Source organism: Microcoleus sp. LAD1_D5, assembly GCF_036702115.1.
Lineage (GTDB): Bacteria > Cyanobacteriota > Cyanobacteriia > Cyanobacteriales > Microcoleaceae > Microcoleus.
In genome coordinates this window covers 142,022-162,287 of the sequence record NZ_JAUBSA010000007.1, presented here as the reverse complement: position 1 = coordinate 162,287, position 20,266 = coordinate 142,022, and the positions used below count along the sequence as shown (strand labels likewise).

Annotated in this window: 16 protein-coding genes and 2 pseudogenes; 8 read left to right on the top strand and 10 right to left on the bottom strand. The window is 45.5% G+C overall.

The window, feature by feature from the left end:
- Positions 1-189: 189 nt before the first annotated feature.
- The 3 genes from QUA70_RS05820 to QUA70_RS05810 all read right to left on the bottom strand — a co-directional run bounded on the left by QUA70_RS05820 (position 190) and on the right by QUA70_RS05810 (position 1,788).
- A complete protein-coding gene (locus QUA70_RS05820) occupies positions 190-951 on the bottom strand; it encodes a ChaB family protein (protein WP_333326010.1) in 762 nt (253 codons plus the stop codon).
- A 175-nt stretch (positions 952-1,126) separates the two neighbouring features.
- Positions 1,127-1,498 (bottom strand): DUF5615 family PIN-like protein, encoded by a 372-nt coding sequence (locus QUA70_RS05815; protein ID WP_333326008.1) that lies wholly within the window; start codon positions 1,496-1,498, stop codon positions 1,127-1,129.
- Positions 1,495-1,788, bottom strand: coding sequence for a DUF433 domain-containing protein (locus QUA70_RS05810; protein WP_333239823.1), 294 nt, complete (start codon positions 1,786-1,788; stop codon positions 1,495-1,497). The genes QUA70_RS05815 and QUA70_RS05810 overlap by 4 nt, the downstream gene beginning before the upstream one ends.
- Before the next feature lie 79 nt (positions 1,789-1,867).
- Here QUA70_RS05810 and QUA70_RS05805 point away from each other — a divergent pair, with 79 nt between their 5' ends.
- The 4 genes from QUA70_RS05805 (at position 1,868) to QUA70_RS05790 (ending at position 6,041) form a co-directional block, all read left to right on the top strand.
- Positions 1,868-2,557, top strand: coding sequence for a polysaccharide deacetylase family protein (locus QUA70_RS05805; protein WP_333326005.1), 690 nt, complete (start codon positions 1,868-1,870; stop codon positions 2,555-2,557).
- A 4-nt stretch (positions 2,558-2,561) separates the two neighbouring features.
- Entirely contained in the window at positions 2,562-3,548 is a 987-nt protein-coding gene (locus QUA70_RS05800) for a DUF6263 family protein (protein WP_333345359.1), read from the top strand.
- 166 nt (positions 3,549-3,714) lie between these two features.
- Complete coding sequence (locus QUA70_RS05795) at positions 3,715-5,196, top strand: S-layer homology domain-containing protein (RefSeq protein WP_333345361.1); 1,482 nt, start codon at positions 3,715-3,717, stop codon at positions 5,194-5,196.
- Between the two features lie 170 nt (positions 5,197-5,366).
- Positions 5,367-6,041, top strand: a complete 675-nt coding sequence (locus tag QUA70_RS05790; RefSeq protein ID WP_333325999.1) for an acetoacetate decarboxylase family protein — start codon at positions 5,367-5,369, stop codon at positions 6,039-6,041.
- Positions 6,042-6,265: 224 nt separating this feature from the next.
- Here QUA70_RS05790 and QUA70_RS05785 read toward each other — a convergent pair whose 3' ends face one another.
- Positions 6,266-6,745: an orange carotenoid protein N-terminal domain-containing protein gene (locus QUA70_RS05785; protein ID WP_333325997.1), complete on the bottom strand. Its 480-nt coding sequence runs from the start codon at positions 6,743-6,745 to the stop codon at positions 6,266-6,268.
- 288 nt (positions 6,746-7,033) lie between these two features.
- Between QUA70_RS05785 and QUA70_RS05780 the strand changes: the two genes are divergently transcribed.
- Entirely contained in the window at positions 7,034-7,621 is a 588-nt protein-coding gene (locus tag QUA70_RS05780; RefSeq protein ID WP_333325995.1) for a Uma2 family endonuclease, read from the top strand.
- Positions 7,622-7,707: 86 nt separating this feature from the next.
- Here QUA70_RS05780 and QUA70_RS05775 read toward each other — a convergent pair whose 3' ends face one another.
- The 4 genes and pseudogenes from QUA70_RS05775 to QUA70_RS05760 all read right to left on the bottom strand — a co-directional run bounded on the left by QUA70_RS05775 (position 7,708) and on the right by QUA70_RS05760 (position 12,944).
- Positions 7,708-10,839 carry an MFS transporter gene (locus QUA70_RS05775; RefSeq protein ID WP_333345363.1) on the bottom strand — a complete coding sequence of 1,044 codons (3,132 nt, stop codon included), beginning with the start codon at positions 10,837-10,839 and terminating at the stop codon, positions 7,708-7,710.
- A gap of 373 nt (positions 10,840-11,212) precedes the next feature.
- Positions 11,213-11,491: pseudogene (locus tag QUA70_RS05770) on the bottom strand (hypothetical protein); the annotation flags it as partial.
- A gap of 63 nt (positions 11,492-11,554) precedes the next feature.
- Positions 11,555-12,487, bottom strand: a complete 933-nt coding sequence (locus QUA70_RS05765; protein WP_333325991.1) for a hypothetical protein — start codon at positions 12,485-12,487, stop codon at positions 11,555-11,557.
- A 151-nt stretch (positions 12,488-12,638) separates the two neighbouring features.
- A complete protein-coding gene (locus QUA70_RS05760) occupies positions 12,639-12,944 on the bottom strand; it encodes a hypothetical protein (RefSeq protein WP_333325989.1) in 306 nt (101 codons plus the stop codon).
- Positions 12,945-13,029: 85 nt separating this feature from the next.
- On the opposite strand from QUA70_RS05760, the gene proS reads away from it, so the two are divergent.
- The 3 genes and pseudogenes from proS (at position 13,030) to QUA70_RS05745 (ending at position 17,606) form a co-directional block, all read left to right on the top strand.
- Complete coding sequence (gene proS / locus QUA70_RS05755; protein ID WP_333325987.1) at positions 13,030-14,835, top strand: proline--tRNA ligase; 1,806 nt, start codon at positions 13,030-13,032, stop codon at positions 14,833-14,835.
- A 209-nt stretch (positions 14,836-15,044) separates the two neighbouring features.
- Positions 15,045-15,386: pseudogene (locus tag QUA70_RS05750) on the top strand (adenylate/guanylate cyclase domain-containing protein); the annotation flags it as partial.
- 153 nt (positions 15,387-15,539) lie between these two features.
- The gene (locus QUA70_RS05745; RefSeq protein WP_333325985.1) at positions 15,540-17,606 is read left to right on the top strand and encodes an adenylate/guanylate cyclase domain-containing protein; all 2,067 of its coding nucleotides are present in this window, start codon (positions 15,540-15,542) and stop codon (positions 17,604-17,606) included.
- 78 nt (positions 17,607-17,684) lie between these two features.
- On the opposite strand, the gene rpmB is transcribed toward QUA70_RS05745, so the two are convergent.
- Both rpmB and htpG read right to left on the bottom strand, forming a co-directional pair.
- A complete protein-coding gene (gene rpmB / locus QUA70_RS05740) occupies positions 17,685-17,921 on the bottom strand; it encodes a 50S ribosomal protein L28 (protein WP_242724808.1) in 237 nt (78 codons plus the stop codon).
- 148 nt (positions 17,922-18,069) lie between these two features.
- A complete protein-coding gene (gene htpG / locus QUA70_RS05735; protein ID WP_333325982.1) occupies positions 18,070-20,058 on the bottom strand; it encodes a molecular chaperone HtpG in 1,989 nt (662 codons plus the stop codon).
- Positions 20,059-20,266: the final 208 nt, after the last annotated feature.

The following is a 20,266-nucleotide window of genomic DNA, read 5'->3' as shown; positions in this document are numbered from 1 at the left end:
AGTTTTTGAGCAATAACTTGCCTGCGGTTGAGAGGCAGCTACTTTTAGGTGCGATCGTTTTTTAGTCTAAACTCCAGTTAATTAAGTCTTGCACAAATCTCAAATCAAAAATCGTCAAAGCCTCCAGAACCGCAGTTCGAGAGGCGGGATTTTATTTTTTATTAGTTTACTGCGATTGGAAGACTAGACTTAGGCTAAAGGCTTACCCCAAACGCCGTTTTCATCTTCTTCGTATTGCTGGTGAATGGCGTCCCAAGCGGTGTGTTCCGCTTGTATCGAGTCGTTGCTTTCATCAAATGTGGCGTTGTAGGATTCCATAAAGGTTTTTTGAGCAGCTTCCGATAGGTGCGATCGCGCTTCTGGAGACAAGTCTGCCGGACTATTGCAGCGACCTTTGACGGCGCGCGGCAGCGTCATTTCGCTAACTGAAACTTCTTGGCCACCTGCACTTTCTAGCAAGAGTTGAAATTCGCCCGAACGGTCGGCGGCGACTTCTGCCATCACGAGAAATTCGCCTGCTTCAACGCGGGTTTGATAGATAGTTGCTTTGTCTTCCGGCATTCCCAAAGTGACTAAAGCGGAAACTAGACCCGCACCGGCCGAACCTGCGATCGCGCCGCTAGCTGCACCCAACAGTGCAGCACCCAGCGGGCCCGCCGAGACTACTGTACCGACAAAGGGAATAACCAGCAGGCCGACACCTGTTAGCAAAGCCAAAAAAGAACCGAATAAGGAACCAAAAATCGCCCCGCTTCGCAGACCGCCTAATATCACATCTTTTTTAGTAATAAAGCCGGCAATTTTAGTTTTAGATTGAAAGTTTTTTCCCATCACTGAGATGTGGTCACGGGAAACTCCGCGATCGAGCAACCGCCGAATTACGCCGTCTAATTGTTCTTCTTCCTTAAATACGGCTGAAACTGTTCGTTCGGCTAAATATTCCTCGGTCATTGTTCCTCCTTGATGGTTTGTCGATTAGTTATGCTGGTTTTCAGTATAGGAAGACACTGTAGGGCGATCGCATCGACCGCGAGATAGAGCTCTATCGACTGTGGCTAGATTTAGTCTATATCAAAGGAGTTAAACCATTAAGTATTCGGCACTCACTCAAGTTTATTTCATATTTTTATTCATCTCTTATATAAGTTCCAAGATACTCCAGTTGGTCGATCATTTCCTCTGCTGACTTAGCAGCAATCAAATTCAAAAGTGCCCGCAACTGTGCGCCCACCGAGTACCGCTGCTGTTGTGCAAGAATGATTCCAGTATGACTTCTCTCTTCGGCAATACAGATATTGTGTAAACGGCTGAAATCTCTCCTATTAAAACTGTAAACGACTCGCCCTTGCTGGGTTGCCCAAATGAGCTGTTCTTCATCGGAAAAACTCAGCCTGTTAGCCTCCGAGGTTGTTATCACATCTACACCCGAATTTCGCAGAGCTAAGATTAGAGCTTGTTCCTGAATATCCTCATCAAGATATAAACGAATCTTACTCACGATAGCTTACCTGCCATAGAGTCTGCTTCCAAGCGCTCCCACTCAGCATTTTCTGCTGCTATTTCCGCGTCAATTTGCTTTTTGTTCGCATAATAGTAAGCTAAGGCTGCATAAACCTGTGCTAAATTCAAGTGCGTTCTCTTTTGAACAATTACTTCAGGAGTCCATCCCGCATTAAAATCAATAGCAATGTTCTCTACCGTAATTCTAGTTCCTGCAATTCGTGGGCGGCCGCCGCAAGTTCCGGGCGTGCGGACAATTAGCGTTCCTATATCAACGGCAGTTGTCATATTTACCTCGATTGAGTTAACTTTATTCTATTGTAACGCAGCTTCATTTCTACCCGATCGCATTTATCAAGGTTAATCAATGCCATTAGCACCCCTGTTTCCTGTCGTTCATCCCATTCTCAAATCGGCTTTTCCCGGATGTCTGTGGACGGGAGATATCAACAGCCGAGAAATTGCCCTCACATTTGACGACGGGCCGCACCGTCAGCACACACCTCAACTGTTAAAAATCTTAGATAAATACGACATCAAAGCTAGTTTTTTCTGGCTAGGTTTTTGCGTGGACAGGCATCCAGAAACGGCTAAAGAAGTGTACGATCGCGGACACTGGATCGGTCTCCACGGCTATCAGCATATATCGTTTCCCAAACTAAAAACCCACGAACTTAAACAAAGTTTAGAAGACACGCAGAAAGCAATTGCCAAAGCTTGCGATTTAGACCCACAATTAATCCTAGACGTGCGGCCACCCAACGGCATTTTTACGCCGCGAACATTAGAGTTATTGCAACAGTGGGAATATCGCCCTGTAATGTGGAGTGTCGTCCCAGAAGATTGGGTGCGACCGGGGGTGAGGAAAGTTATTAGTCGCATCGTGCAGCAAACAGAAAACGGATCAATTATTGTACTGCACGACGGCTATTGCGGCGGTGAAGATGTTGCAGCTTCTGCGGATAAAATAATTCCACTGCTTTTGTATAAAGGTTACAAATTTGTGACAGTCGATCGACTGTGGGAACAGGCAAACATTCAAATAACAGGAAATTAAGTTAATGAACAAAAGACAGTTTATTGCATCTCTTTGTTTGGTAAGTGCCGGATGGGCGATCGAGCTTTCTCCTGCTTCCCTCAGTGCTGAAACTCCACTTGTAGTTCAGCAGCCAGCCCCTGGCGTATCCGCGCCTGTCCGCAACTCCAAAACCCCGCAAGTGGAACTGCTAAATCCGGGAGTGGAACCCCGACAGCAACTGCGTTTGAAACCAGCTATTAATGTCAAACAAACAACTGTGATGACCATAAAAATGGATATGGACATATCCGCATCTGGTCGGTCTTCGGCTGCAGCTAAAATTCCAGTATCGGTGATGACTTTCGAGACCAAAGTCACTAAAATCGATCCCAATGGCGATATTTACTACGAGTTTGCTTACACTAATGCAGATATCGTCGGTGATACTGGAAATACCCAGCCCGCCGCCCTAAATGCCATGCGTTCTGCACTCAAAAACATGGTGGGAGTGAAAGGCTCTTTCATCATGGACAATCGCGGTTTTCATAAAGGAGGTGACATTATTTTGCCCGAAGGATCTGACAACAACGTCAAACAAATGGTTCGACAAATGTCTAAATCTCTAGAGCAACTTGCCTCGCCTCTGCCTGCCGAAGCCGTCGGAAAAGGAGCCAAATGGCGCGTTTCTTCTTCCTCTAATTTCAGTGGCATTAATGTGAATGACATTGCTACGTATGAATTGGCTAGCTGGCAAGATGGAGTTGCGTCTCTGAATGTAAGTATAGAGCAGCAAGCAAACCCCCAAAATATTACCTCTCCCCAACTGCCTCCGGGAGCTACCTTAACCCTAAAATCTTTTGCTTCTCAGGGTCGGGGAGCAGCCACAATGCGCTTGGATAGATTAATTCCTTTTCGCTCTACTGTATCTATTAGTTCAAATAGCGAAATGAGTGCTAAAAATGCTGGCAGTTCTCAAGAATCAACAATCAAAACAAAAATGGCGATGGAGATGACTTTAGAGTCGAAGTAAGCTTTATTATAGGAACTCTAAAAATTAGGGACACGGCAGTGCCGTGTCCTTGGTCGTCGGTTTATTTTTAATAAATGGTATTAAATTTGGTTAATATAGCTGATATTATATAAACAAAGTTTCCGAAAGTTTCGATCGCCAATTTGTAAGTAGAGGAGGCTGTTATATGGTTCGATCGCACAAACGTCAAGCTGTCATCGCTTCACTGGTAGCCCTGGGGATAATCATCGGGAATTTAGTGTTTCCGGGTCTGAATGTAGCGCCGGCATTTGCTCAAGCCAAATTTAAGGATGTTAACGACCATTGGGCGCAAGCTTGCATTGAGGAGTTAGCAGAAAAAAAAATCATCAGTGGCTACTACGAAGACGGCACTTTTCGCCCGAATCGCCCAGTCAGTCGCGCTGAGTTTGCGGCGATGGTTCGCATGGCTTTTCCAGATGCGAAAACCGTCCGAGCTCCGATCGACTTTGCAGATATTCCTACAAATTACTGGGGTTTTAAAGCAATTCGAGAAGCTTATCAGACGGGTTTTATGTCTGGATACAGTGGCAGTATCTTTAACCCGACTTTGAATATTACCCGCTGGCAGGCTTTGGTAGCTTTAACCAGTGGCTTGAAATATACACCTACGGGGTCGGCGGCTGAGATTTTGGATGCGACTTTTGAGGATGCGCCGCAAATTCCCGAACTGGCAAGAAATGCGATCGCCGCCGCCGCAGAAAAACAACTTGTTGTCAATTATCCCGCCGTCAAACAGCTAGAACCTACACGCAATGCTACTCGCGCCGAAGTAGCAACTTTTTTCTGTCAAGCGATCGCCAAACCCGGCCAAACTGCCTTAGTTCCTGCCGAATATATCGCCCAAGTTCCGGCGAATGTCGGCCCGCCGAGAACAACAGAAATCTCGGAAGCGGGGAAAGTTCGGGCGGAAGTTTCTTTCGTAAAAGAAGCAGAAAATGCTAAAAATCTCCGCATCAGAATTATCCGCGACGGTAAAACTTTATTAGAAGAACCAGTGCTGATTTCGACTCGTTCTCTCGTAGATAATCCCGATCAAAGAGCTCGCGAAGAAATATCAGAAGGGCGTTTTTTATCGCTGCGAATCCGTGATTTGGACGGCGACAAGGAACCGGAAGTGCTAGCAGACTTAGTGTCAATCAAAAGCGGCGTCCGCTGCTGCAATTATTCGTTTATTTACCGCTACGACTCAGGGGCTAACAAATACAGTCACATCAAGCATTTCTGGGGCAATGTGAGTTACGAAATAGTGGATTTTGGCAAAAATGATATCCCAGAGTTTAAGAGCCAGGACGGCAGATTTTCCGAGGCTTTTACAAATTACGCTGATTCTCGCTTTCCGCTGCAAATTTGGCAGTACCGCCAAGGTAAAATGCAAGATGTTAGCAAACAGTATCCGGTGGAAGTATACACGAATTCTGCTGAGCTTTGGCTCGAATCTAACAAGCGTTTGAGTGACAATGTGGAGGTGAAAGGGGTTTTGGCCGCCTTCATGGCGAACAAGTATGTCATGGGCCAGGAGGCGGAAGGTTGGCAGTTGTTGGAGAGAGTTTATCTAGGGCGCGATCGCACTGAATTCTTTGGGAAGTTGCGGGAGTTTTTGGTAAGTACGGGTTATGCGAGTAAGTAGAGTTGCAGGTTTTTAACCGCAGATGAACGCGGATTAACGCGGATCGTAGGGGTGGGTGTTACGAATAACATCTAATTCCCACTAATAATATTACTAAACCCGCCCCCAAACAAGTTTTTTAGGCTTTAAGCTAAAATAAGTATAAAAGCTCAAGCTTAAAATAACTGAAAATGGTATATCCACCTGCACCTTGGAATCTGCAAGGTTATGCTGTTCAGACTTTACAATTGGTAGATGTGGCACGAGTGCGCCCCTTGGTTCCCTCTGAGTTAGAAATTGTCTCTTTATTGCCAGGAAAAACCCTAGGGGGCATTTATATATCCTCCTACGGGTTGGGTTCGGTGATGGAGTACAATGAGTTAATTGTAGTTAGCGCGATCGCCAATTATGCAGGAAAATGGGGCGCTTGGATTTCCCATATTTACGTAGACAACCCTAACTCGGTAGCCGGCGGGCGCGAAATTTGGGGACTTCCTAAAGAATTAGCTCAATTTAGTTGGGAAGGCAGCGATTCGGTAAAGGCAGCACCGCTAGGCTACCGCGTCACAGTTCACCAAGAAAACCGTCAACTGTGCTGTCTTAATTACAGTAAGCAAACTTTAGCCTTACCCGTGCCTTTTAGCGGAAATGTTTTCAGCGCTTACCGCAGCAATTTTCTGTTGTTTAAAGGAGGATTAGAGTCTCGCATCGGTTGGATTAAAGGCGAATTAGAAGTGGCAGAAGAAAGTCCTTTTGCCAGTTTAAACTTAGGTCAGCCCTTGCTAACCGTTGCCTGCGAAGATATGCGTTTAACAGTCGGTGCGCCGGAAGTTGTGGGAAATAGAGCCGTTGAATTCAGTTATTAGCTGTAAAGTGCGGATCTTCGCCGTAAACCTAAAAAAACACAACAGCCAGAAACCCGATTCTTGAAGAAGCCGGGTTTCTGGCGCGGCGTATTAGTTTGAGTTGCTTACTAATCTTTTTGAGGACTTACGCATCAAACGGCTAAAAACCCGGTTTCTTCTTAGATGCCTCGTTGCTGCACCCAATATTCTCCTAGAAACCGGGTTTTTTTTCGTAAGCCTTATTTTTAAATGCCAGCCCCCGGAGCGGCTTCAGCACCCATTTCTAAAACTGTACCGCGAAGGAAATCAATTTGCTGCTGAAAGTCCATCGCCTGAACCTTTCCTAATAAAGCTTTTCCTGCTTCGGGAAGTTCATAGTCGGGAGGCATAGGAATAATAGTTCCTTCGTCCATTCCTACTGCTAGAAAATACCAAAAAGCCAGCTTGGTTTCAGGACTCATCGAGCCGTACATCCGGCTGATTTCTGTATTGGCTTTTGAGGCAATGTCGCGCATTACTTGTAGTTGTGCTTCGTGGGGCAGCGGTTTGACTTGCTCGAACAAACCCTGAGCGATTTCCGAACCCGAAGCACCGGGAGCCGCTGGCGTTATTGACTTGCCGATTTCGGTGTAAATAAACCACAGTACACCTAATTGGTCGTCTACACTCAAGCTCTGAATATCTGCTTTTCCTTGGTCGTAAGCACCGGCAGTAGTAAATGTCATTCAAGCCTCCAAAATAATATGTATTGCTCAGTTTTCTTATTTGTGAGAAAACTTTTGTTTGTTACTTAAGTTAAAGTACCTAATAAATAGTGATGCTAGAATCTTGCTTAAGACAGATATGATCCCCAACATAACTTCGGGGAGTAAATTAACCAAAATAGGGAATATTTGCAACCAAAGGATGAGGCAAATTTGACAAAATTGTTGTTAGCCGTACTCATGATTAGCATTGTTGAGCCGATCGACGATCGCCTATAATCACAACAGACCTGTATTTAGGTGGCTGTTATGTCGATCGCAACTGCAAAACGCTTCACCATAGCGGAATATCATCGCCTGACAGAACTGGGGTTCTTTGGTGAGGACGATCGAGTTGAGTTAATCCAGGGAGAACTTGTGAAAATGGCAGCTAAAGGTACCGCTCACGAAACCTGTCTGAGAAGATTATTGCGGGAATTAAGCGCCATAGTAGCAGAGCGGGCAACTTTACAGTGTCAATCTCCCATCGTTTTACCGACAAACAGCGAACCTGAACCTGATTTTTCGCTCGTACAAAATCGCCCTGACGACTATCTATCCTCTCACCCCTGTCCAGGGGATATACTGTTGCTGATTGAGATTGCAGATTCTTCTTTGACTTACGACAAACAGGTTAAGCTCCCCCTTTATGCTGAAACCGGAATCTCTAACTATTGGATATTTAATTTATCACAAACTTGCTTGGAATGTTACAGCGAGCCGTATCAGAATGCCCCTGACCAATTTGGTTATCGCAGGACGCTGATTTTTCTGCCCAACGAGTCTGTTAATCTGCCTTATTTTCACGACTTGGCGCTCGATTTATCGAGAGGGTTTCCGCCAACTATAGAATCCTGAAGGACTCTGATATTATTCCAAAGAAAATAGGCTGGCAAACAGCCAGCCTAGAATCAGGAGAACTTTATTTCAAACTCGTTGAAAATCTAGCTAAACAAACCCGAAATACCACCGACTGCTATTGCTCCAGCCAAAGCAGAAACAACCACAGAAGTTAGAGCCGTACCGAACAGCCACCAAGCAGCAGTTGCGGCCGCTTCGCGCGCATCTTCTGCTTGCTGCTTGGTCTTTTTCTTGAGCTCTTTGATGCGTTTTTTGGCTTCTGTTTGTAAGCGTTCCGAGCGCAATAAAACGCTATCCCGGGCTCCTTCCATTTGGTCAACAATTCGGTGAGCGTCAGTCTCGGAAATATCGGAACGAGAACTCAGCAGGGCAACTAAAGTACCGCGATCGAACTCACCTAAACGCTCTTTAATCGCCTCAAATCCGGCCTGCGGGTCGTCAAACACTTTGCGGAAGTCCCGCTTGATGCCTTCGTAGTTGAGTTCGGGTCGATCGAGCGAATTGAGGTAATCCCGAATTTTCCCGAAAATACCATCCATTGCTGACTGAAACTTGTCCTGAACCATTTGAACTTGTTCGACAATTTGGTTGCGGACAGATTCAATTTGGTCGGCAATTCTGTTAGCTTCCTCTTCCGAAATGTCTTCCCGCTGCGACAGCAATGCTACCAGAGTCGATCGGTCAAAATGCTTCACGCGATCGCCCAAACTTTGCATCCCCGCTCCCGGCTCACTAAACAGCAACTGCAAATCGCGTTTGATGCCTTCAGGATTGAGTGCTTCCTTGTCGGTATTTCGCAAGTAATTTTCCAAACTTCCTTGGAAATCCCGGACTGTTTTTTGAGCGCGAGAAGCTAAGCGGCGGGGCGATTTCACGATGCTGCGAATCGAATCTTGCACGCGATCGATCGTCCGATTGATCTGTTCTTCGCTCAAATCTTCCCGCTGCGACAGCAACTGAACTAAAGTTTCGCGATCGACCTGAGAAAGTCTATCCCGAAGTGCCAAAGCACCCTCTTTCGGATTTTCAAACAATTTGGTCAAATCCCGATTGATGCCTTCTGGATCGAGTTCTTCCAGGTTAGTATTCCGCAGGTACTCGCCTATTTTTGCAGTAACTTCTTCGTACTGCTCCTTAGCTTTATCTGCAACTATTTGCGGGGCGTGGATAATGTTGTCGCGCACCGATTCGATCCGGTCGATCGCCTGATTGATCTGTTCTTCGCTGAGGTCTTGGCGCTGTGACAGCAACTGCACCAGCGTATCGCGGTCGAATTGAGACAAGCGTTCTCTCAGCGATTTTAATCCGGCTTCCGGGTCGCTTAAAAGCGTTTGAAACTCGCGCTCGATCGCTTCAGGATTGAGTTCTTCCTTATTAGTATTGCGGAGATAGTCTTCTACTTTTTGCCGCAATTCTTGCGCTTTCGATTTCGCTTGCTCTTGCAATTCTTGAGCTTGAGAAATCACACGATCGCGCGAACTCTCCAGTCGGCCTATTAACTGATCGGCTTCCTCGGGGCTGAAATCCTCCCGCTGACCGAGCAACTGCACCAAAGTATCGCGGTTAAACTGCGAGAGGCGATCGCGCAAAGCCTCAAAACCAGCATCCCGGTCTTCCAAAAGCGCTTGGAAATCGCGCTCTATACCTTCAGGATTCAGCTCATCTTTGCCAGTCGATCGCAAATAATTCTCAATCCGGCTGCGTAAATCTTGAGACTGTTCATCACCAGCAGCAGCTTGCACAATTTCCAACACTTCTTGGCGGACACCTTCAAGCTGTTCGGCAATTTCTGCCGCCTGTTCCGGAGCAAACCCCTCACGGCGGCCCAGAACCCCTACAAAATAATCGGGATTAAACAGCTCTAACTGCCGCAAAACTGCTCCCGGAGAAGCTTCCGGGTCATAAATAACATCCCTAAATTCCTGCTTGATTGTCTCTCTATTTAAGTGCCAAGGCTGGGTATTCAGCAAGTAGTTTTCCACATCAGCCTTACCTGTATTGAAAGGCAGCGCAGGCACTTTGTCCCCCACCTTAGAAGCCAAAGATTTAGCTTGTTCCGTCCCTTTGGCTGTCAGTTGCTGCAACTGACCCGATATTTTTTCAACATCCAAATCCGACAAATCCGTCCGCGACAAAACAGTGCCGATAAGAGCTTCTACACCCAACTGCATCGCTCGCTTCATGCCGCTGCTGGATTCCGATTTGTTTTCCCTACTTTCCAGAATTTGAGACAGCTTGGCGTTGAGTTCGTCAGACTTCAGCAAATCGGGAGCTGCAGACTTGAGAAAATCAACCAACTCCAAATTCGGGTCTTTCTGCTCTTGCTGCTTGCCGAATGTCTGCTTCCAAACGCCTTCGAGTTGGTCAGCAACTTGAGTTATTTCCTCTTGAGAAAAGTCTGTCCGACTCTTAATTAAATCCACAAAAGTCTGGCGGTTAACATTCTTCAGAACGTCGCTTCCCGCAAGAGATTTGATATCTGCATCGCCCAGCAACTTTTCAAATTGACCGCGAATTTCTTTAACATCTAGTTTCGGTAACTGCAAAGCACCCACATAATCTTGCAGTGTTTCGCGAATGCTATCGGGGTCTACCGCCGAACTCAATTCGCGGCGGACAGCGGCAACAGATGCCTCTACAGTATTGACCATTTGGTCGCTAGCCATCTTCCCGCCGATCGCTGCACCAGCAGTACCCATGACGCCTTGAACGCCTGAAAAAGCAGTTTTTATCAAGGAACCGATCATAGAACCGACGGCGCTAGAACCGAGCCATACAAGGGTTAAAAAGTACGCTGCCCAGATAACCACACCAATAATTGCCGCTCCATCTACGCTGGCAATTGAAGTTAGTTTGACGGCCAGAAAACAAGCCAAAAATAAAGCTAGGTTAACTGTGACTAAAATCCAACCTCCGACTAAACCTTCGATTTTCCGAACTTTACTGCCTAAACTTTCGGACTCATCATCATCGTCGTCGTCGGGTAAAGCCTCGTCCCAATTTGAGATTTTGGCGGCGATCGAGAAATTTGTTAACAGGAATTGGAAGCCGAAAGCCATGATGACTCCGGCGATTAATGCCACGAAAAACTGAGGGCTTAAAAACATCAGCCCTCCGATATCGGGGTGGTCAAATGGCACATCTATTTCTACTGGCATTTGGGCAATATTGAATTTGGGACTGTACAGCGACATTAATAACTCGCTTTCAAACATAATTTACCTCCTAAAGTTGTATGCCTGCCTAACTCGGCATAGCGAAAACTATCCCCAACTTTTTTTTAGGGGATTGTGTAAGCTTTAGATGATGGTTTGTTTGCGTCAGGCTTTATCTTATGGAAGCCCTTATTAGTGAAATTGGGATGAGCAGTAAATCAGTTTTCTAGTGATTTCATCCTTACTCCTTATTATGGCTGTGGAAGATAAAAAATAAATCCGTCTAAAGTCAGAAATTAGTTTATATGCGACTGGTAGCAGCAGAGCTCGCATAAAAGCAGCAAGTGGGAGGCAGGGGGCGATCGCCACCCATTATCAATAGTAGTAAACTGCCCGGTGGTGTACCCTACATATTGTAGAGTGCGCTACTGAGTTAGGATTTCGTTGGATTTTCAGGCTCAAAACGAGCTAGTAATTCCGGGCGATCGAGCTGCATAATCATTCGCGCGATCTCGATGGGTTCTAGTTGAATCAAAGGCTCGATTAGTTGGGATAATTCTTCATCAATCTCGCCAAAATACACTTGTAACATACTCTCAACTATCTGGCGTTTACTTTGCTGAATACCTTGCTGAATACCTTGCTGAGTCGCATCTTCAAGCCGTTGCAAGTAGAGAGGTGACAGTTCCATAATTAACTCCAGATCTTCTCGATATATAATAAATAGTAAAGTGATATTTAGCGCCCCCTACATATCGTAGAGCGCGCTGCTGAGTTAGGATTCCGGTTGGTTTTTGGACGCATCGAAACGAGCTAGTAATTCAGAGCGATCGAGCTGCATAATCAGTCGCGTGCGATCGAGGGATTCTAGTTGAATCAAAGGCTCGATTATTTGGGCTAATTCTTCATCAATCTCACTAAATTTTACTTGGAGCAGATTCTCAACCATCAGGCGTTGAGCGCGCTGCATACCTTGCTGCATACCTTGCTGGATACCGCGCTGAGTTGCATCTTCCAATCGTTGCAAGTAGAGGGGTGACAGTTCCATAATTAACTCCCGATCTTCTCGATCTATGTCTTGGCGGACTTCTAATATCGTTCGCAAGTTGTACAACAATTCTAGCGCATTCAACCGAAACACATTATCAGAGGGTAATTCTCTCAATTCGGCAACCGCTTGCTTCTGCACGTTTCCCTTGCCCAAAACTCTCAGCCACAGCGTTTCTGGAGTCCGGGGGAGTTGGTGAATGGCAATAATCGCTGCTTTCAGAGACGCACCCATAAAATAAACTCCACTTACCCAATTTTCTGGTTCGGGAATCGCTCGAAATCCAGCTAATATCGTGTCGGAAACAGTCGGCGACAGTATCCAAAGGTGGGGCAAGTCTGCCTCTGCAATCCGGGTATTTTCTCTAACTGCGGCGCGTTCAAATTCGCCGTGGATATCGAAGAGTTTGCCCAGACAACTGCGAATTTCTCCGATTTGGACTGGGCTGCGGAAGGGTTCAAATACAGCGGGTTTTGCTGCGATTTGACCCAAAATGCCGAGGGCTGTTGCTTCGACTTCCGGTTCCGGTTTCGGGGCAAATAAAACGTCAACCTGCCTCACTTCTCCAGCAACATCCCGGCTGGTTTCTACATTACCCAGAGGGGTTAATAGTTCTTTTAAATACTGTTTAGCAAATTGGTCGTGGATGAATCTGGTCATGCGATTTTAGATTTGAGATTTTAGATTGGAAATTAGTTACTGGATATGGGTTGGGCGCTTGCCTAAAGTTGCATTTATTTTTGAATCCGGTCATTAGAATGTAATTGCGCGTCATTCAACAAACCTGATATCGGGTGCGCCACAGCCTAGGCTACGAATTTTTGGCACAGCATTTACCCTCACAGTTGCGAATGCTGCGAATGCAGCCGTACTCCTCGAAACGTTGACTGTGTTTGCGAACAGTAGGATAGGCGAGTAAATATAAGGGAATTCCGATTAGTTTGTAAAGCAATCGACCAGCAGCATGAACAATATCCCAAATTTCGCTTAAATTAGGTTCTCGAACAAATTCTCCTATTTCATCTTTTAAGGCAAGCCACTGAGATTGCACAGTAGGAGAGTGACAATCATCAAAGACTGCCATACCTTTTTCATAGTTTTGCCAAATTTTATTCATATATTTAATCAAATCGGGCTTAGTTCTGATAATATCAGAACTTGATCTAAAATTACACTCATCCGGTATTTTAAGGAAATCAGCCATGCGACTCTCTCAAATGCTTTTTGTCACCCTGCGCGAAGACCCGGCAGAAGCAGAAATTCCCAGCCACAAACTATTACTCCGTGCCGGATACATCCGGCGCATCGGTAGCGGAATTTACGCTTATCTACCTTTAATGTGGAGAGTTCTCAAAAAAGTATCTCAAATTGTGCGCGAAGAAATGGACGCTACCGGCGCTCAAGAATGTCTCCTCCCGCAATTGCAACCGGCCGATTTGTGGCGGGAATCCGGCCGCTGGGATACCTACACTCAAGCTGAAGGTATTATGTTTGCCATGACAGACAGGCAGCAGCGAGAATTGGGACTGGGCCCAACTCACGAAGAAGTAATTACTACAATTGCTAAAGATATGATTCGTTCCTATCGGCAATTGCCTTTACATCTTTATCAAATCCAAACTAAGTTTCGCGATGAAATTCGCCCGCGTTTTGGGTTAATGCGGGGTCGCGAATTCATTATGAAAGATGGCTATTCTTTCCACACTAACGAAGAAAGTTTGAAAAAAACTTATCAAGATATGGCTCAAGCTTATAGCAATATGCTGCGCCGATCGGGCTTGCAATTCCGAGCAGTAGATGCTGATTCTGGAGCAATTGGGGGTTCGGGTTCTCAAGAGTTTATGGTGTTGGCAGAAGCGGGAGAAGATGAAGTTCTTTATACTGAAGACGGTCAGTATGCAGCTAATGTGGAAAAGGCTGTATCGATGCCGGCTGATGTGGAACCATCGTCCTTTGCAACATTTGAAAAGAGGGAAACGCCGGGAACTGAAACAATTGATAAACTTTGCAAATTTTTGAAATGTTCTCCGACGCAAGTTGTCAAAAATGTGCTTTACCAAGCTGTTTACGACAATGGCATGACTGTTTTAGTATTGGTAAGCATTCGCGGCGACCAAGATGTGAATCAGGTAAAGTTGCTGAATGAGTTGACGAAGTTAGCGGGCAATTATCAAGCTAAAACTGTTTTATTTTTGACGGTTCCTGATGTGGAAGCTCAGCGGAAATGGGCTGCTAAATCTTTACCTCTCGGTTATATGGCTCCCGATGTTGCTGATGATTATATCGCTGGGAGTAAGGAGGTAAACTCTAAGTTTTTGCGTTTGGTCGATCGCACTGCTGTTGATCTGACCAACTTTGTCACTGGTTCAAACGAATCAGGATACCACGTTGTCGGGGCTAATTGGGATAAAGAATTTCCGCTACCAGCAACGGTTGTAGGCGTCAGAACAGCCAAAAAGGGCGATCGGGCAGTGCACAACCCTGAACAAACCTTGCAAAGCGCCAGAGGCATCGAAGTCGGCCACATCTTCCAATTGGGAACCAAATACTCCCAAGCAATGGGCGCCACCTACACTAGCGAACAAGGTGAAGAAATGCCCTTTGTTATGGGCTGCTACGGCGTCGGCGTGTCGCGGCTAGCTCAATCTGCCGTTGAACAATCCTACGACAAAGACGGGATAATTTGGCCAGTAGCGATCGCCCCGTATCACGCCATCATTAGCATCCCGAATATTTCCGACGCCCAACAAGTAGAAGTCGCCGAAAAACTCTATGCAGAACTCAACCAATCTGGGATTGAAACCCTACTAGATGACCGCGACGAACGAGCCGGAGTCAAATTCAAAGATGCTGATTTAATCGGCATTCCCTATCGCATTGTTCCGGGCCGTTCGCTGAAAGCAGGCAAAGTTGAAGTTGTGGAAAGAGCCACTCACAAATCCCATGAAATTCTCATTGAGGAAGTAAATTCTACTTTAAAACAGTGGATTGAAGCCGCCCTCAACTAAGGCTTTTTAATTGGTAAACTGCGGTGTACATCGCCCTACATTAGCGCCCTACTTATAGGGTAATGTGCGGTGTGCATCGCCCTACATTAGCCTCCTTATTTCTTCTTCCCTCTTCCTTCTTCCTTCCGCTGTGAACTTTAAAGACAAAATGTGAAATTCCCTAAAACTTAAAACTCGATATAAATCTGAAGCTAAATCAGTTTATTCCATTCCATGCAGTGGCGATCGCCCAAATGGCGCTCGATATGCAGCAGGCAATTATTGACTTCAGCAATACCCACAATCAAGATTTCACCATCAGACTCGGCATCAACAGTGGCCCGGTTGTCGCCGGAGTAATCGGTATTAAAAAATTTATTTACGATTTATGGGGAGACACCGTTAACACCGCTTCCCGCATGGAATCCCACGGCTTGCCGGGGTGCATTCAAGTCACGTCTGCAATTTATGATATATTGCACGATAAGTATGTATTTGAAAGTCCCGGCGCGCTCGAAGTTAAAAGCAAAGGCGAGATGAACACTTATTTTCTTACAGGCATCAAGTTATAGCAGTAAGGAAAAAAGCCCTTCAGCTTCGCTCAGGATAAAAAGAAGGAAGAAGCAAGAAGGAAGTAGCAATATAATAAGTCATGTTTCAGCCATTAAGAAGGTGCTAATATTCGGTCGCGGTTACTATAGTTAGTTAAAAATATAAAACTCAGTATGAACCCCAACAAAAATCAGTTTTGGCGATTTCCTCAATCTAGAAATTGGCAATACTTAGCCAAAGTAGCTGCCATTGCTTTTGCTTACGCTTTGGGAGCAAAAATAGCAGTTTCAATCCCCGGCGTAAATAAATTAGGTACGTGCGTCTGGCCACCTGCAGGAATTGCACAAGCTGCACTTTTATTGTTCGGGCGGCAGGTGTGGCCTGGAATAGCTTTAGGCGTATTATTTTACGAGACTATTAATCTTAATATTTCCATAATAAGTGCAACAATGAGTGCTTTTTGTGCTTGTTTACAAGCTTTGTGTGCATTTACTTTGTTGCAGAAACTAAAGTTTCGCCCGTCACTAAATCGGCTGATAGATGTAGTCAATTTAGTTTTCAGCGGTGCTGTAGTTGCCACTCAAATCAACTGCACTCTCGGCACGCTACGCATCTGTGTAACTGGTTTAATTGACTGGAGCGAATATTGGCCCACTCGATGGAATTGGTATCTCGGAGATACATTAGGAGTTTTAATTTTCACGCCCCTGCTGTTGATTATATACAACCACAAACCAGCGCCCCGCCCTTCACCAAATACAGCTTCTCCAACAATTGTAAATCGCCTCGGTGCCGGAATATGCCTGCTGTTGTTAGTAACAGTCAGTTGGCTAGTCTACAACTCAAAAAGTGAAAGTAATCTGTCCGGTTATCCCCTCGAATACTTGCCATTTCCCTTAGTAATTTGGGCAACCATTCAATTCGGCCAGCGCGGGGCTGTTATAGCATCTTTCATTGTATCCAGTATCGCCATTTGGGGCGGTTCTCAGGGAGGTGGCCCCTTTATTGCAAAAGGCGAAAATATACATCAGGCAATCTTATTTTTGCAGGCTTTTATGAGCGTAATTGTAGTTACATCGCTGCTGTTGGCTGCCACAGTAGCCGAACGCGCCTCAGCAGAGGATTCGCTGCGACAAAGCGAAATTAAGTATCGGGAATTAGTCGAGAATGCTAACAGCATTATTTTAAAACTAGATACGGAAGGAAATATTACTTTTTTTAACGAATTTGCACAGAATTTTTTTGGTTACGATGAAAAAGAGATAATTGGCAAAAACGCAGTTGGAACCATCATTCCCCAGAGAGATACAGCAGGAAATGACTTGGCAGCAAAGTTGAGAGATATTTTGCAAAACCCAGAACAATACACGCGAAATGAAAATGAGAGTATCCGGCGCAGCGGGGATCGGGTTTGGGTATCGTGGGCAAATAAACCGCTGTTTGACGCAGCAGGAAACTTCGTGGGAATGCTGGCAATAGGTACGGATATCACAGACCGCAGGCGGGCTGAAATGGCACTTTACAAGCTGAATGAAGAGTTAGAATTTAGAGTGGAAGAACGAACTCATGCTCTGAATAATACTTTAAATGCCCTGCAAATTCAACAGGAACAATCAGAACGCTTGTTGTTGAATATTTTGCCTGAAGAAATAGCAAATCGGTTGAAGCGAGGAGACAGTACGATCGCAGATACTTTTGCTGACGTTACTGTCTTGTTTGCGGACATAGTAGGCTTTACTCAATTGAGCTCGCGAGTTTCTCCAACGCAATTAGTAGCCTTTCTGAATGACATTTTTTCGACATTTGACAACCTAGCCGAAAGGCACGGTTTGGAAAAAATTAAGACGATTGGCGACGCTTACATGGTAGTTGGGGGGCTGCCCATTCCTCGCCCGGATCACGCCGAAGCGATCGCAGAAATGGCCCTCGATATGCAGCAGGCAATTACTGACTTCAGCAATATCCACAATCAAGATTTCAGCATCAGAATCGGCATCAACACTGGCCCGGTTGTTGCCGGAGTCATTGGGATTAAAAAATTTATTTACGATTTGTGGGGAGACACCGTTAACACCGCTTCCCGCATGGAATCTCACGGTAAGCCAGGGAGTATCCAGGTAACAGAAACAACTTATCAGGAATTGCGAGAAAAGTATTTCTTTGAAAACCGCGGCGCGATCGAAGTTAAAGGCAAAGGCCTGATGACTACTTATTTACTGGAATGCCGAAAATTGTTCTAGTAAAGGTTTTTCTCTAAAAGTAAGGGCGATCGCACTGTCAAATGTGCGATCGCCCTCATTTTAATTTAGCCAAGTTTTTTAAAGCTTGTACAGATTAATTCCAGCTTCCTTCGCCATTATTTCCAAACCCTTGTGTTCCAAGGTTTTAATTGCCTTTGTAGAAAGGTGCAATTTTACCCAGCGCTTCTCCTGCGGCCACCAAACCCGCTTCCACTGCAAATTTGCCTCTTGCAACTTGTGAGTGCGGTGGTGCGAGTGAGAAACCGCAAAACCGTTATTGGCCTTCTTCCCCGTTAGCTGACATTTCCGTGACATATTGCCCTCCAGATTACCGTTTTTTTGCGTGCAGCATTTCATTATACCCGAAGGAAGAAGGAAGAAGGAAGAAGGCTTGACTTATCCCTTTACCAATAGAAATAAACTCTTGCTCCCCCCTTAGCAAGGGGGGGTTGGGGGGGGTTAATTACATAGCACGTTCAGTCAACTTTGTCAAGACTTGATTCGATCGCTCGACAAAATCCTTCATCCCTTCAGCATCGAAACCCTTCTGGGCCATCAAAGCCAAGTCGTAAACGTGGTGACAAATCATACTCGCCAACTGACTTGACGGAGACTCCCCGCCGCCTTGAATAATCGCACCCTGACTCAAACTCGCCAGATTTTGAATCAGCGGGTGAGACGTATTCACCAGCAAAACGTGTTCTTCGGGGAATTCGGCGGCTTGCTGCTGCAAAAGCGCCGTCATGTCGCGCATCCGGCGCAAAGCTTCTGGCAAAAGTACGATCGCAGGTGGCGTCCCCTCCGCAGAGTCAGACTTCAAAGCTTCAGTGCGGATGTTCACTTTTGGCTTATTAAGAGCTTTTTGGAACATTTCTTTAACTTGTTCGCTGCGAGTTTTATTCGTCGCCGGATCGACAATTTCCGCTTCTTTCTCTTTGTCAATTAGCGTTTCGTCGATGTCGGAATCAACCCGCGAGAATTTGACATCTGAGTATTCTCTTTCCAAGAAGCTGATAAAGTGCGTGTCGATGAAAGAATCCATAAACAGCACTTCTAAACCTTGGCTTTTGTGCATAGCAACGTAAGTTGCTTGAGACGCAGGTTCCGTACAATAAAACACGCGATTTTCGTGGCGTTTTTGATTGCGTTCCAAATACTCTTTTAGAGTCGTGTAAGGCTGCGTGGAACTAGAATTTTCCGACTTCGGAGTGACATCTTGCCACAAATCTCCTTCCTCTGTTTGCACCTGAACTTCGGGCGTTACAGTTTCTGGCTTCTCGGCTGTTGGTTCGTAGGTGCTGCGGTAGATTAAGATATCTTCGACTTGCTTTTTGAACTTGTCATCGTTGAGAGTTCCAAACTTGACAAAAGTGCCGATATCTTGCCAGCAGCGGATGTATTCGTCACGGTCGTCGCGGTAGAGTTCTTTCAGGCGATCGCCTACTTTTTTCGCAATATAATCAGCGATTCTCCGCACAGTACGATTGCTTTGCAAAGAACTGCGAGAAACGTTCAGGGGAATGTCGGTACTGTCAATAACTCCCCGCAGCGGCATCAAGAATTTCGGGATAATTTCTTCGCAGTGGTCGCTGACAAAAACCTGGTTGCAGAATAGCTTAATATTGCCTTGGGTAACATCGACATCCGGCCGCAGTTTGGGAAAGAAAAGAATGCCGTTGACAATGAAAGGATAATCTGTATTCAGGTGTACCCACAACAGCGGCTCGTCTTGGAACGGGTAAAGGTAGCGGTAGAGTTCCAAGTAATCTTCTTTTTGCAAATTGCTGGCTGATTCCCGCCAAATTGCTTTGTGCTTGTTGAGTTCCTCTCCCTCAAATTTGATGGGAACGGGCATGAAATCGCAGTAAGTTTTGATTAACTGCTTAATGCGACTGGGTTCTACATATTCTTGTTCTTCATCTTGGAGAGTAAGAGTAATAGTAGTGCCGCGTTCTGTGCGGGTGGATTCTGATAGTTCAAAGGCGGGAGAACCGTCACAATGCCAGTGTACTGCTTGCGCGCCTTCTTGGTAAGAAAGGGTGTCTATATCTACTTTCTGAGCGACCATGAAAGAAGAGTAGAAACCGAGACCGAAGTGACCGATAATTGCGTCGTCGCCGCTGCCTTGGTATTTTTGAATAAATTCTTCAGCGCTGGAGAAAGCGACTTGATTGATGTATTTTTTTACTTCGTCGGCGGTCATGCCGATGCCGTTGTCGGTAATTGAGAGTGTTTTGTTTTCTTTGTCGATCGCTATGTTGATTTGCGGTTCGCCCATGTCGCCGCTGTATTCGCCGGAACGGGAAACCATTTTGAGTTTGGCAATGGCATCGACGGCGTTAGAAATTAGTTCCCGCAAGAAGACTTCGTGGTCGGTGTATAGCGACTTCTTGATAATCGGGAAAATATTTTCGGTATGGATTGAGATTGTTCCCTGTTCTAAAACTGTCATAGCTTTTCTCTAGGTAATTTTTAGGAGTCAGCAGTCATTAGTCATTAGTCAGTAGTTATTAGTCATTAGTCATTAGTTGCTATGTCCAACAAATAACAAACAACAAGTAACAAATAACAACTGCTTTCGGAGTCAACTGTCAACTGTCAACTGACTACTGACTATTTAATGATTTTCGGCGATCGCGCTATCTTCTGCAAAAGGGATT